At 70.4% G+C, this 13,547-nt stretch carries 10 protein-coding genes; 5 read left to right on the plus strand and 5 right to left on the minus strand.

Features of this window, described 5'->3' with window-relative positions; translation table 11 throughout:
* Positions 1-2: 2 nt before the first annotated feature.
* Positions 3-1,121 carry a transaldolase gene (gene tal / locus OG734_RS37440; protein WP_330291858.1) on the minus strand — a complete coding sequence of 373 codons (1,119 nt, stop codon included), beginning with the start codon at positions 1,119-1,121 and terminating at the stop codon, positions 3-5.
* Positions 1,122-1,154: 33 nt separating this feature from the next.
* Positions 1,155-3,242 carry a transketolase gene (tkt, locus tag OG734_RS37445; RefSeq protein ID WP_330291859.1) on the minus strand — a complete coding sequence of 696 codons (2,088 nt, stop codon included), beginning with the start codon at positions 3,240-3,242 and terminating at the stop codon, positions 1,155-1,157.
* A gap of 395 nt (positions 3,243-3,637) precedes the next feature.
* Between tkt and OG734_RS37450 the strand changes: the two genes are divergently transcribed.
* The 4 genes from OG734_RS37450 to OG734_RS37465 all read left to right on the plus strand — a co-directional run bounded on the left by OG734_RS37450 (position 3,638) and on the right by OG734_RS37465 (position 7,129).
* Positions 3,638-4,561 (plus strand): heme o synthase, encoded by a 924-nt coding sequence (locus OG734_RS37450; RefSeq protein WP_330291860.1) that lies wholly within the window; start codon positions 3,638-3,640, stop codon positions 4,559-4,561.
* A gap of 181 nt (positions 4,562-4,742) precedes the next feature.
* Entirely contained in the window at positions 4,743-5,099 is a 357-nt protein-coding gene (locus OG734_RS37455; protein WP_330291861.1) for a hypothetical protein, read from the plus strand.
* Between the two features lie 118 nt (positions 5,100-5,217).
* Positions 5,218-6,324, plus strand: coding sequence for an amidohydrolase family protein (locus OG734_RS37460; protein ID WP_330291862.1), 1,107 nt, complete (start codon positions 5,218-5,220; stop codon positions 6,322-6,324).
* Between the two features lie 37 nt (positions 6,325-6,361).
* A complete protein-coding gene (locus OG734_RS37465; RefSeq protein WP_330291863.1) occupies positions 6,362-7,129 on the plus strand; it encodes a nucleotidyltransferase domain-containing protein in 768 nt (255 codons plus the stop codon).
* 46 nt (positions 7,130-7,175) lie between these two features.
* Here OG734_RS37465 and OG734_RS37470 read toward each other — a convergent pair whose 3' ends face one another.
* Together OG734_RS37470 and OG734_RS37475 are read right to left on the minus strand one after the other, a co-directional pair.
* Complete coding sequence (locus OG734_RS37470; RefSeq protein ID WP_330291864.1) at positions 7,176-8,192, minus strand: COX15/CtaA family protein; 1,017 nt, start codon at positions 8,190-8,192, stop codon at positions 7,176-7,178.
* A gap of 92 nt (positions 8,193-8,284) precedes the next feature.
* Positions 8,285-9,214, minus strand: coding sequence for a hypothetical protein (locus tag OG734_RS37475; RefSeq protein WP_330291865.1), 930 nt, complete (start codon positions 9,212-9,214; stop codon positions 8,285-8,287).
* 146 nt (positions 9,215-9,360) lie between these two features.
* On the opposite strand from OG734_RS37475, the gene OG734_RS37480 reads away from it, so the two are divergent.
* Entirely contained in the window at positions 9,361-12,735 is a 3,375-nt protein-coding gene (locus OG734_RS37480) for an ABC transporter substrate-binding protein (RefSeq protein WP_330291866.1), read from the plus strand.
* 12 nt (positions 12,736-12,747) lie between these two features.
* Here OG734_RS37480 and OG734_RS37485 read toward each other — a convergent pair whose 3' ends face one another.
* Entirely contained in the window at positions 12,748-13,527 is a 780-nt protein-coding gene (locus tag OG734_RS37485) for an ABC transporter permease (protein WP_330291867.1), read from the minus strand.
* Positions 13,528-13,547: the final 20 nt, after the last annotated feature.

Consider the following 13,547-nt stretch of genomic DNA (forward strand, 5'->3'; position numbering starts at 1 on the left):
TTTCAGCCCTCCGAGGGGGCGAGGCGCGCCAGTTCCGCCTCTGTCGACTTGAGCAGGTCGGTCCAGGACGTCTCGAACTTCTCGACGCCCTCGTCCTCCAGAAGCTGGACCACTTCGTCGTACGAGATCCCGAGCTTCTCGACCGCGTCGAGTTCGGCGCGGGCCTGCTCGTACGTACCGGCGATGGTGTTGCCGGTGATCTGTCCGTGGTCCTCGGTGGCGAACAGGGTCGCCTCCGGCATGGTGTTCACCGTGTTCGGCGCGACCAGGTCGTCGACGTACAGGGTGTCCTTGTACGCCTTGTCCTTGACGCCGGTCGAGGCCCACAGCGGACGCTGCTTGTTGGCCTGCGCCTTGTCGAGGGCGACCCAGCGGTCCGAGCCGAAGACCTCCTCGTACGCCTGGTAGGCCAGCCGCGCGTTGGCGAGACCGGCCTTGCCGCGGGCGGCCTTGGCTTCGTCGGTGCCCAGCGCGTCGATCCGCTTGTCGATCTCGGTGTCCACGCGGGACACGAAGAAGGACGCCACCGAGTGGATCTTCGACAGGTCCAGGCCGCGGTCCTTGGCCTTCTCCAGGCCCGCCAGGTACGCGTCCATGACCTTGCGGTAGCGCTCCAGCGAGAAGATCAGCGTGACATTGACGCTGATCCCGAGGCCGATGACCTCGGTGATCGCCGGGAGACCCGCCTCGGTGGCCGGGATCTTGATCAGGGTGTTCGGACGGTCCACCAGCCAGGCCAGCTGCTTGGCCTCGGCGATGGTCGCGGTGGTGTTGTGGGCGAGACGGGGGTCGACCTCGATCGACACCCGGCCGTCCTGGCCCTGCGTCGAGTCGAAGACCGGGCGCAGGATGTCGGCGGCGTCACGGACGTCCGCCGTCGTGATCATGCGGACGGCCTCTTCGACGGTGACCTTGCGGGCGGCGAGCTCGGTGAGCTGCTGCTCGTAACCGTCACCGCTGCTGATCGCCTTCTGGAAGATCGACGGGTTGGTCGTGACGCCCACGACGTGCTGCTGGTCGATCAGCTCGGCGAGGTTGCCGGACGTGATCCGCTGGCGCGACAGGTCGTCCAGCCAGATCGCGACGCCCTCCTCGGAGAGGCGCTTGAGTGCGTCTGTCATGGAATTACATCTCCTACGTGTCGTATGTGAGCGTCAGCGCTGAGCGTCGGCGAGGGATTCCCGCGCCTTGGCAGCCACATTCTCGGCAGTGAAGCCGAACTCCTGGAAGAGGACCTTGCCGTCGGCCGACGCACCGAAGTGCTCCAGGGAAACGATGCGGCCCGCGTCCCCGACGTACTTGTGCCACGTGAGACCGATACCGGCCTCGACCGCGACGCGCGCCTTGACGGACGGGAGCAGAACGCTCTCCCGGTACCCCTGGTCCTGCTCCTCGAACCACTCCACGGACGGCATCGACACGACCCGCGTCGGCACACCCTCCGCCTGGAGCTGCTCACGGGCACCGACGGCCACGTGGACCTCGGAACCGGTGGCGATGAGGATGACCTGAGCGTCGCCGCCTTCGGCCTCGAAGAGGACGTAACCGCCCTTCGCCGCATCCTCGTTGGCCTCGTACGTCGGCACGCCCTGGCGGGTCAGCGCGAGGCCGTGCGGGGCACCCTTGCCGAAGACCTTCGTCCAGCGCCTGAGGATCTCGCGCCAGGCGATGGCCGTCTCGTTGGCGTCGGCCGGGCGGACGACGTTCAGGCCCGGGATGGCACGCAGCGACGCGATGTGCTCGACCGGCTGGTGGGTGGGGCCGTCCTCGCCGAGGCCGATGGAGTCGTGGGTCCACACGTACGTCACCGGCACGTGCATCAGCGCGGACAGCCGCACCGCGTTGCGCATGTAGTCGGAGAAGACGAGGAAAGTACCGCCGTAGACACGGGTGTTGCCGTGCAGGGCGATGCCGTTCATCTCGGCGGCCATCGAGTGCTCGCGGATACCGAAGTGGATCGTGCGGCCGTACGGGTCCGCCTCCGGCAGCGGGTTGTCCGCCGGGAGGAAGGAGGACGTCTTGTCGATGGTCGTGTTGTTCGAGCCGGCCAGGTCGGCCGAGCCGCCCCACAGCTCCGGGATGACCGCACCGAGCGCCTGCAGGACCTTGCCGGACGCGGCACGCGTGGCGACACCCTTGCCCGCCTCGAAGACCGGGAGCTTCTCCTCCCAGCCCTTGGGCAGTTCACCCGCGGAGATACGGTCGAACTCGGCGGCGCGCTCGGCGTTGCTGTTGCGCCACTCCTGGAACGACTTCTCCCACTCCGCCTTGGCCTGACGGCCGCGATCCAGCGCCTCGCGGGTGTGGTTGAGAACGGCGTCCGAGACCTCGAAGGACTGCTCCGGGTCGAAGCCGAGGACACGCTTGGTGGCCGCGACCTCGTCGTCACCGAGCGCCGAGCCGTGCGCCGCCTCGGTGTTCTGCGCGTTCGGGGCGGGCCAGGCGATGATCGAGCGCATCGCGATGAACGACGGCTTGTCCGTCACCTTCTTGGCGGCCTGGACGGCGTTGTAGATGGCGTGCGGGTCGAGGTCGCCGTCCGGCTTCGGGGCGATCCGCTGTACGTGCCAGCCGTACGCCTCGTACCGCTTGGCCACGTCCTCGGAGACGGCCGTCTCGGTGTCGCCCTCGATCGAGATGTGGTTGTCGTCCCACAGCAGGACCAGGTTGCCGAGCTTCTGGTGGCCGGCCAGCGAGGACGCCTCCGCGGAGATGCCCTCCTGCAGGCAGCCGTCGCCGGCGATCGCGAAGATGAAGTGGTCGAACGGGGACTCCCCTTCGGGGGCCTCCGGGTCGAACAGACCGCGCTCGTAGCGGGCGGCCATGGCCATGCCCACAGCGTTGGCGACACCCTGACCGAGCGGACCGGTCGTCGTCTCGACGCCCGTCGTGTGCCCGTACTCGGGGTGACCGGGGGTCTTGGAACCCCACGTCCGGAACGCCTTCAGGTCGTCCAGCTCCAGGCCGAAACCGGCCAGGTAGAGCTGGGTGTAGAGGGTCAGGGACGAGTGGCCGGCGGACAGCACGAAACGGTCGCGCCCGACCCAGTCGGCGTCCGCCGGGTCGTGCCGCATCACCTTCTGGAAGAGGGTGTACGCGGCGGGTGCCAGGCTCATCGCCGTACCGGGATGGCCGTTACCGACCTTCTGTACGGCATCGGCGGCCAGGACGCGGGCGGTGTCGACGGCCCGCTGGTCCAACTCGGTCCACTCGAGGTCTGTGGTGGTCGGCTTGGTGCTCACCCTGGGTCAGGGCTCCTCTCCACATGTCTAATGCCGGCGTCCTCGGTGTCCACCGGCTGCCGGGGGCTGACACCCTCGGCCTTTGTCGAGCCTACCCTCGGAAGAACGTGCAGTATTTCGAGTCATTCCAGACTGCCGGGACTGCTTGGTATCCGCCTTCCGACCGCTGCCGGACTGCAATACGAAGCGGGCCGTCCGAGTGCTCAATGGAGCCACGTCACGCCCGTCACAAAGCACCTCTCAACACGACCCCACCCCCGCGAAGGGCGGGGTCTGGGCAACGTCTAGAGTGGCGTGGTAAGCGCGAGCCTTTACCGGGACTTCACAGCCGGGGGCTTGTTGGAATGTCTCTGTCAGGGGTGTGCGTGACGGCCGTTGAATCCCGTCCAGCGGGGATGACCGGGACGAGCCAGAGTCAGAACCGGAACCGACGGCCGTTCGGGGCCCGGGTCATGGCGTTCGTTGCTCTCACAAAGCCGCGGATCATCGAGCTGCTTCTCATCACCACGGTTCCGGTGATGTTCCTCGCGGAGCAGGGGGTGCCGGACCTGGGACTGGTCCTCCTCACCTGCTTCGGCGGCTACCTCTCCGCAGGCGGCGCCAACGCGCTCAACATGTACATCGACCGTGACATCGACGCGCTCATGGACCGCACCTCGCAGCGCCCGCTGGTCACCGGAATGGTCAGCCCGCGCGAGTGCCTGGCCTTCGGTATCGGCCTCGCCGTCGCCTCCACCCTCCTCTTCGGCCTCACGGTCAACTGGCTGTCGGCCTGGCTGGCACTGGGCGCGCTCCTCTTCTACGTGGTCGTCTACACGATGATCCTCAAGCGGCGTACGTCGCAGAACATCGTGTGGGGCGGCATCGCGGGCTGTATGCCGGTCCTCATCGGCTGGTCCGCCGTCACGGACTCGCTCTCCTGGGCGCCGGTCATCCTCTTCCTGGTCATGTTCTTCTGGACCCCGCCGCACTACTGGCCGCTGTCCATGAAGGTGCGGGACGACTACGCGCGCGTGGGCGTGCCGATGCTCCCGGTCATCGCCTCCAACAAGACGGTCGCCCGGCAGATCGTGGCGTACAGCTGGGCGATGGTCGCGGTCTCGCTGCTGCTCACCCCGCTCGGTTACACCGGCTGGTTCTACACGACGGTCGCGCTGGCGGCGGGTGGCTGGTGGCTGTGGGAGGCGCACGGGCTGCAGAACCGGGCGAAGGCGGAGACGGCGGGCGGGAAGCTCAAGGAGATGCGGCTGTTCCACTGGTCGATCACTTACGTCTCGCTGCTGTTCGTGGCTGTGGCTGTGGATCCCTTCTTGCGCTGAGGTTCCGCGCGGGTCCGTAGTCCGCTGCGGGCCGGTGGGGCTGGTCGCGCCCACGCGGCGGAGCCGCACAACGTCACAGCCCCGCGCCCCTTTCGGGGCGCCCTTGGCGCCCGGGGGTGAGTGGTCAAGGCCACTTGCCCCGCCGTCGCCGTTTGATCTACCCGTCGGTAGCATCCTGGCCATGGCAGACACGCAGCAGGTTGACGAGACCGCCGACGCCAAGCAGGCCGCCAAGGCGGAGCGCCGGGCGGCCAAGCTCGCCAAGCAGATCAACGGCTTCGCCAAGCAGCACGGCGGCGCCGAGGGACAGGTGGCGTACATCGGGGAGCGCGGGGCCCGGATCGTACTTGTCGGCGAGGACGGCGGCTGGGGCGACCTCATGGCCCCCACGTACGCGATCGCCCAGCAGGCCGTCGAGAAGGCCGGCATCACCGTCCACGAGGACTTCGACGGGGAGTTCGCGGCCAAGGTGACGACCGGGCGGTACGAATGGACGCGCATGGCGGGAATCCAGGTGGGCGGGCCGAGCAACTCGTGAAGTGCGGGGAGTGGCCGATCGGCGCCGCTCATTCCCACGGGGTGTGCGAGAGCAACACCTGACAGTCGGTTCACCCGTTAGGACCTTAGGAACACACGGTCCGACACGGGGAGCCCGGATGATCGAAACGCCGTCCCTCGTGGACCAGTACTGCCACGGCGTACTGCGGACAGAGCTGGGCCTCGGCACCTTCGAGGCCCAGCTCGCGCGTACCGAGGGCCCGCCGGCCGCCGGGACCACCCTCTTCGACACCCAGACCGGATTCGCCGTACGCCGCTGGTGCCCCCCGCTGCTCGGCCTGGAACCGCATGCTCCCCCCGCCCGTTATCTCGCCCGGCGCCGTGAACTCGGCGTACTGGAATCGGGCCGACGGCTGCTGCGGGGCAGCGGGATCACGACATATCTGGTCGACGCCGGGCTGCCCGGCGACCTCACCGGACCCGGTGAGATGGCCGCCGCAGGGGCCGCCGACGCCCACGAGATCGTCCGGCTCGAACTCCTCGCCGAACAGGTGGCCGACACCTCCGGCACCGTCGAGTCCTTCCTCGCCAACCTCGCCGAGTCGGTGCACGGCGCCGCCACGAGCGCCGTCGCCTTCACCTCCGTGGCGGGCCTACGGCACGGACTGGCGCTCGCTCCCGATCCGCCGGGGCCGGGGGAGGTGCGGGGCGCGGCGGGCCGCTGGCTGGCCGGACGCCGTGTCGGCGGCGCGCTCAGCGACCCGGTGCTGCTGCGCCACCTGCTGTGGATCGCGGTCGCCTCGGGCCTGCCGCTCCAACTCCACGCCGGGCTGGGCGAACCGGGATTACGCATCGACCGCACCGACCCGGTCCTGCTCACCGACTTCGTCCGCGCCACGGCCGGGCTCGGCACCGACCTGGTGCTGCTCCACGGGTACCCGTACCACCGCCACGCGGCCCACCTGGCCGGCGTCTTCCCGCATGTGTACGCCGACCTGGGCGCGGCCCTCGTCCGTACCGGTGCCCGGGCCGCCGCCGTTCTCGCCGAGGTCCTCGAACTCGCGCCCTTCGGCAAGATCCTCTTCTCCAGTGGCGCCCACGGCCTGCCCGAACTCCATGTGGTGGGCGCCCGCCTCTTCCGCGAGGCCCTCGGCCGCGTGCTCGGCGGCTGGGTCGCCGAGGGGGCGTGGTCGTTGGGGGACGCGCAACGGGTGGCGGGACTGATCGCGGCGGGGAACGCGCAGCGGGTGTACGGGCTGGGCTGACGTGTACGGGCTGGGGTGAGCCGTAAACACTGGGGGCATGACGACACACAGGACTCGGGCGGATGCCCTGACCAGCGCCTTACTGGACCGCTTCCTGGCTGAGCTGCGAGCACTCTCCCTGGCTGCCGTCTGGGCCCATGGTTCGCTCGCCGGCGGCGACTATCAGGAGGGGCGCAGCGACCTCGACCTGATCGTCGTCCTGGAGAGGCCGATCGGGCCGGGCACCGCCTGGAACGCGGCCAAGCTGCACGCCCGCCTGCGCACCGCCCCGCTCGCCCCGCAGCTGCACTGCACCTACCTGACCGACGCGACGACGGCCAACCCCGAGCGACGGCACCTGACCTGGGCGCACGGCGAGCTGTTCCGGCGGACCGTCACCCCGGTCACCCGGCGCGAACTGCACGCCTTCGGACGGGTGCTGTACGGGACGGCGCCCGGGGAGCTGCTTCCGGTGGTGCCGGACCGGCAGCTGGCGGACTTCGTCGTACGTGACCAGCGTGACTTCTGGCGGCCCGCCGTGGACAAGGCCTGGCTCTGGACGCAGGAGGTCTGGGTCGACCTCGGGCTGGTCACCTTCGCCCGGGCTGCCATGACCCTGAGGGAGGGCAGTCTGATCTCGAAGCGGGAGGCGCTGGATCTGCTGCCGGGGCTGGGGGCGCCCGTGGAGGTCGTCGAGGACATCGCGCGGAGGCGGTACGGGCCGGAGGGCGGGCCGGTCGACGCCGGGTGGCGTGACCGGCGCGGCGAGCTGACGCGGGACTACCTGGGCGCTGCGATCGACCGCCTGGTGACCTCGTACACATGACCTCGTGGAACGTGACGCACGCGCACGCGTGCGTCACGTTGCCGGTCTACGCGCGCGTGCCGACCGTCGCCTCGGTCGTGGGGCCGGGTACGTCGGCCAGGGAATCGGTCCCGGTGCGCTCGCGCAGGGCGAGCAGGACACGCAGGACCGCGATCCACACCAGCGCCGAGCCGAGCATGTGCAGACCGACCAGGACCTCGGGGAGGTTCGTGAAATATTGGACATACCCGATGACGCCCTGCGCGAGCAGGATCAGGAACAGGTCCCGCGTGCGGTTCAGCGGGCCCCTGGGGGCGTCGACGGCCTTCAGGACGAACCACAGGGCGAACGTCAGGGTCACTACGATCCAGGCGAGCACCGCGTGCAGCTTGCTCACGTTCTCCCAGTTCAGCGGCATACGCTCGATCTCGCTGGAGTCGCCGGCGTGCGGGCCCGACCCGGTCACCACCGTGCCGACCGCGATCAGCAGCACCGAGGCCACCACCAGGAACCACACCAACTGCTGTACGGCCTTGCCGACCAGCGGGCGGGGCGCCTCGTCGCCCTCCTGCGTGCGCTGCCACATCACCGCGGCGACCGCGATCAGAGCGGAGGACAACAGGAAGTGCGCCGCGACCGTGTACGGGTTGAGGCCCACCAGGACGACGACGCCGCCCAGGACCGCGTTGCTCATGACGACCCAGAACTGCGCCCAGCCGAGCCGGGTCAGGCTGCGTCGGTACGGCTTCTCCGAGCGGGCGGCGATGATCGCCCAGCCGACCGCCGCACACAGCACGTACGTCAGCATGCGGTTGGTGAACTCGATGACGCCGTGCACGCCCATCGCGCTCGTCGTCGTCAGCGAGTCGTCGGTGCACTTGGGCCAGGTCGGGCAGCCGAGGCCCGATCCGGTCAGCCGTACGGCACCCCCGGTGACCACGATGACGACCGACATGACGAGCGCGGCGAGCGCCGCACGCCGGACGGTTCGGGGGGTCGGCGTCCAGCGGGCGGCGATGAAGGCGAGCGGGTTCCGCGCGGCGGACAGGGCCTCGGCGGGGGTCATCTTTGGCACGCGTCCCATCGTAGGCGGCTGCTTGTGCACGCTTTCACTAGGGTGGGCATGAGGGAGTGGGACGCCGTTTCCGACGCCCCACTCCCTGGTGCTCGCTCAGCTCAGCGGGCGCAGATCACCTGTGCTTTGAGGGCCCAGGGCAAAGGCGTCCCCGGAACCAGTTCGGACACGGTCGCTGTTCCGTGGGGCGGTGTCGGGGTCGGTGCCGGGTACAGAGCCACCGGGACGAGCCGGTTGAGGGCGGCGCTGCTTCCGGCGAGCAGGACACCCGTACCGAATGCCCGGGTGCCCTGCGGGCAGTTGGCGATGGCTGTCGCCGAAGGGGACGAACCCGGGCTTATCCACTGGCTGGTCTGTCGGAATGCGAGGGTGAGAGGCCCGGCGCACACCACGTGGGACATCAAGGCCCACCGCTGGGGTGTGGCCGACGCCTCACTGGCCCGGGCCGAGGCGGAGAGACCGGGGGTGATGGTGATGGCGTTGAGCCCGACCCTGTTGTCGGCGCCGCTGACCCTCGCACCGAGCCCGATGAGCCGTGTGCCGGCAGGGCAGTCGTGGCGTTGTACGGACTTGGGGCTGCTGGAGGTGAATACCGCGGGGGCCTGGTGATACGTCAGTCCGGCCGGCCTGTTGGCGCACACCGCGTAGGCCCGCACCCGCCAACCGGTCAAGGGATTGCCGAATTCCTCCGCCGACGCGATCCACCGGTCCCCGAAGGGGGAGTGGACCGGATACGAGCCGCGCAGGAGAACGCTCCGCCCGCCGAACTCGATGCGCGCACCGCCTGCCAGAACCACCTTGCCGCTGGGGCACGGAGCCACGGCGGAACGCGCGGAGGTGGAGTTGAACGCGCTGACCCGCTCGACGTAGCGGTAGCCGGACACCGGGGCCGGTGCGGCCTGGACCCGCGCGGAGGCCGACGGTTCGGCCGCGACCGGAGCCGACATGAGGCCCTGACCGCCGAGGGCCGCGCAGAGAGCCACCACGGTGCCCCAGAGCAGTGGGTGGCGTGACACTGGTGAACGGAACATGAGGAACCTTCCTGGATCAACCGCAATGCCCGGTTGGCGAGCGGCTGTTACGTGAACTGGGTCACACATCACCGCATCCCGCCGCTAGGCTCCTGGAGAGGCGCTTGGAACCTCTTGGCACCTGCTTGGAACGAGGGCGATGTGCCATGTCAGCTGTGCCGGCCACTGATTTCGGCCTTCTCGGGCCGTTGCGGGTTCTGCGTTCCGGCACCGCACTGCCACTGGGCGGTCCGCGGCAGCGGGCGGTCCTGGCCCTGCTGCTGATCGAGGCGAACCGGGTCGTCCCCCTGGACCGGCTCGTCGACGAGGTGTGGGGCGCCGACCCGCCGGACGGCGCGGTCACCTCGGTGCAGACGTACGTCTTCCACCTTCGCCGCGCCCTGGAGCCGGACCGGGTCCGGGGGTCCGCGGCCGAGATGCTGGTGACGCGGGGCCGCGGCTACGCGCTTCTGGTCGAGCCCGGGGCGACGGACGCCGTACGTTTCGAGGCGGCCGTCCTGAAGGGGCGGGCGGCGCTGGACGCGGGCCGGTACGCCGACGCGGTCGGGACCCTCCTAGGGGCGCTGGGGCTCTGGCGGGGGACCGTGCTGGAGGATCTGGGCGACTACGGGTTCGTACGGCGTGAGGGCAGCCGCCTGGAGGAGGTGCGGCTGACCGCGCTCGAAGCGCGTCTGGAGGCGGATCTGGCGCTGGGGCGGCATGAGGCCGTCGTGGGTGAGCTGGAGCAGCTGGCCGGCGCCCATCCGTTGCGCGAACGCCTGTGCGCGCAGCGGATGCTGGCGCTGTACCGGTGCGGCCGGCAGGCAGAGGCGTTGGAGTGCTACCGGCTGTTACGGGACCGGCTGGCGGACGAACTGGGTCTCGATCCCGACGAGTCGGTGCAGCGGGTGCATCAGGCGGTGCTGGTCCACGATCCCACCGTCGCCGCGCCGCACAGGCCACGGAGCCCGGGGCGGCCGGCCGCGGCACGTGTGCCGCAGAGGCGGTTGTTCCCGGCCACGGCCGTGTCCCTGGCGGCCATCGCCGCCCTGTGCATCGGCGTCCTCTCCGGCGCGAGCACGCCTCGCCCGGTCCCCGTCCCGCTCGGTGCCAACACCGTGGGCGCTGTGAACGGCGCCGGTCCGCCGGTACCGGTCGGGCAGAGCCCGGACGGGCTGGCCTGGGGGGCGGGTTCGGTGTGGGCGGCGAACAGCGGGGACGACTCGGTCAGCCGCATCGATCCGCGGACGCATGCCGTCCAGCTGATCCCCGTCGGCTCCGGTCCGGTCGCCGTGGCCGTGAGCGGCGACGACGTCTGGGTCGCCAACAGCGGCGACGGCACGGTCTCGCGGATCAACGCCGCCGTCGACCGGGTCGTCGACACGGTGCCTGTGGGAAACCTGCCCTCCGCCGTCGCCGCCGGGCCCGGCGGTGTGTGGGTCGCGCTGAGCGGCGACAACGCGATCCGGCGGATCGATCCCGAGTCCGGCCGGGTGGGCGAGGCCGTCGCGGTGGGCAGCGCCCCGGTCGGCATCGGAGTGGGGAAGCACACGGTCTGGGTGGCCAACAGCCTGGACGGAACGGTGACTCCGGTCGACGCCGCCACCGGCCAGGCCCGCGGACCGATTCGGGTGGGCACGGGACCGCGGAGCGTGGCCGTCACCGAGGACGCGGTCTGGGTCGCCAACGGGCTCTCGCTGACCGTCTCCCGTATCGACGCCCGTACCGGCGTCGTCACCTCCCACGAGGTGGGCGACGGCCCCCGTAGCGTCGTCGCGGGACCCGATGGCGTCTGGGTGAGCAACGAGTACGACGCCACCGTGGTCCGTCTCGATCCCCGTACGGGGCGGCCGGTGCGCACGATCCGCACCGGAGGTTCGCCGCGGGGGCTGGCGCTGGCCGGGCCGACGGTGTGGGCCGCGGCCCGGGCTCTCGCGGCGCCCGGCCATCGCGGCGGCACCCTGACCGTGCTGGGCTTCGGCGGAGCCGTGGAGTCCGGCATCGACCCGGCGAACGTCTACGTCTCGGAGGCGGGCCTGGCCCTCAGCGTGGCCTACGACCATCTCGTCGGCTGGCGTCAGGTGCCCGGCGGATCGGAACTCACGCTCGTCCCGGACCTGGCGACCGAGCTCCCGAGACCGACCGACGGCGGGCGCACCTACACGTTCACGGTGCGGCGGGGGATCCGCTACTCCGACGGCAGGGTCGTCAGGCCCGCGGACTTCCGCCGCGGTCTGCGGCGGGCGCTGACCGTGGGCGGGGGAAACCCGGTGTTCTTCACAGGGATCGTCGGCGGGGCCGCGTGTCTGGACCACCCCGAGCGCTGCGACCTCTCACGCGGGATCACGACCGACGACGCGACCTCCACCGTCACCTTCCGGCTCACCGAGCCGGACCCGGACTTCCTGGGCAAGCTCACCCTGTTCGTGTCACCGACGCCCCCGGGGGTGCCGGACGAGAACGTCGGCGACAAACCCGTCCCCGCGACCGGCCCGTACCGGATCGTCGAGTACCGGAAGGGCAAGCAGCTCACCCTCCACCGGAATCAGTACTTCCGTGAGTGGTCCCACGTGGCCCAGCCGGCCGGCTATCCCGACGTCATCCGCTGGCGGACGGTCACGACGGCCGAGAAACAGACAGCGGAGGTGAACGCCGGCCGTGCGGACCTCGCGTTGGACCTCAACACCCATCCCGGACGGCTCGACCTGCGCCGGCTCGCCGTGCGGTACCCCTCCCGCCTTCACACGACCCCGTCGTTCTTCATGGTCTACGAGATCTTCAACACCCGGGTGCCACCCTTCGACGACAAGCGGGTCCGCCAGGCCCTCGCCTACGCCGTCGACCGCGACCGACTGGTGACCCTGATGGGCGGGCCCGACGCCGCGTCCCTCACCTGCCAGTCCCTGCCGCCGGGGTTTCGCGGCTACCGCCCCTACTGCCCGTACACGGGCTCTCCCGGCCCCGACGGCCAGTGGTCCGGGCCCGACCTCGAAAGGGCCAGGAAGCTGATCGAGGCCTCGGGCACCGCGGGGATGCGGGTGGGTGTGTGGACCTGGACCGTGGAGTGGTCCCGCCGCGTCACCGACTACTTCGTGGAACTCCTCGGCGATCTCGGTTACCGCACGACGCTGCATGTCCTCCCCAAGGACGACAGGTACTGGAACACGGTGGCGGACTCCCGTACCCGGGCGCAGCTGATGATCGTGGGGTGGTTCCCCGACTATCCGGCCCCCTCCACCTATTTCACGCCCATCCTCACCTGCGACGGTTTCCGCCCCGGCGACGGGATGAACAGCGTGAACTACTCCGAGTACTGTTCCCCGTCACTGGACCGGCTCGTGGCATCCGCGCAGGCCGCCGAGGGGTCCGACTCCGCCCTGGCCGGCCGGCTGTGGGAGCGTGTCGACCGGAAGGTCATCGACGAAGCGGTCTGGCTGCCCGTCGCGAGCGTCAGCCAGGTGGCCTTCACCTCCACCCGCCTCGGCAACTACCAGGCCGCGCCCGGTTTCGGCCCGCTCGTCTCCCAGATGTGGGTCCGCTGAGCCCGCCGGGACTCACTCCCAGCGGAAGAACCGGCCGGCCGCGGCCAGCCCCACGACCGCCCACACCGCGAGGATCCCCAGGTCGCCCCACGGCATCCCGGCACCGTGCTGCAGCACGTCCCGCAGTCCGTCCGACAGGGCCGAGATCGGGAGCAGGGCCAGTACGTCCTGGACGCCGGAGGGGAACTTGTCCAGCGGGACGATCACCCCGCCGCCCACCAGGAGCAGCAGGAAGACGAGGTTCGCGGCGGCCAGCGTGGCCTCCGCCTTCAGGGTGCCCGCCATCAGCAGGCCGAGGCCCGAGAAGGCGGCCGTGCCGAGGAGGAGCAGGAGGAGTACGGCGAAGGGGTTGCCGTGCGGGGACCAGCCGAGCGCGAAGGCGATCACTGTCAGCAGGGCGACCTGGAGGACCTCGGTGACCAGTACCGACGCCGTCTTCGCCGTCATCAGGCCCCAGCGGGGGAGCGGGGAGGTGGCGAGCCTCTTCAGGACGCCGTAGCGGCGTTCGAAGCCCGTCGCGATCGCCTGACCCGTGAACGCCGTCGACATCACGGCGAGCGCGAGGATGCCCGGGGCGAGGAAGTCGACCGCCTTGCCGGCGCCCGTGTCGATGATGTCCACCGAGCCGAACAGCAGCAGAAGCAGGGCGGGAATGATCACCGTGAGGAGCAGCTGCTCGCCGTTGCGCAGCAGCATCTTCGTCTCCAGGGCCGCCTGGGCCCCGATCATGCGGGGGAGCGGGGCGGCGCCTGGCATGGGGGTGTACGCACCCGTACCGGTCGTGGTGGTCATGAACGCAACTCCTTGCCCGT

This window comes from Streptomyces sp. NBC_00576, assembly GCF_036345175.1.
GTDB lineage: Bacteria > Actinomycetota > Actinomycetes > Streptomycetales > Streptomycetaceae > Streptomyces.

Excerpts from the sequence above, each read along its gene's own strand:
- tal (WP_330291858.1), bottom strand. The coding sequence starts at position 1,121 with ATGACAGACGCACTCAAGCGCCTCTCCGAGGAGGGCGTCGCGATCTGG.
- OG734_RS37450 (WP_330291860.1), top strand. The coding sequence starts at position 3,638 with ATGACCGGGACGAGCCAGAGTCAGAACCGGAACCGACGGCCGTTCGGG.
- OG734_RS37455 (WP_330291861.1), top strand. The coding sequence starts at position 4,743 with ATGGCAGACACGCAGCAGGTTGACGAGACCGCCGACGCCAAGCAGGCC.
- OG734_RS37460 (WP_330291862.1), top strand. The coding sequence starts at position 5,218 with ATGATCGAAACGCCGTCCCTCGTGGACCAGTACTGCCACGGCGTACTG.
- OG734_RS37465 (WP_330291863.1), top strand. The coding sequence starts at position 6,362 with ATGACGACACACAGGACTCGGGCGGATGCCCTGACCAGCGCCTTACTG.
- OG734_RS37470 (WP_330291864.1), bottom strand. The coding sequence starts at position 8,192 with ATGGGACGCGTGCCAAAGATGACCCCCGCCGAGGCCCTGTCCGCCGCG.
- OG734_RS37475 (WP_330291865.1), bottom strand. The coding sequence starts at position 9,214 with ATGTTCCGTTCACCAGTGTCACGCCACCCACTGCTCTGGGGCACCGTG.
- OG734_RS37480 (WP_330291866.1), top strand. The coding sequence starts at position 9,361 with ATGTCAGCTGTGCCGGCCACTGATTTCGGCCTTCTCGGGCCGTTGCGG.
- OG734_RS37485 (WP_330291867.1), bottom strand. The coding sequence starts at position 13,527 with ATGACCACCACGACCGGTACGGGTGCGTACACCCCCATGCCAGGCGCC.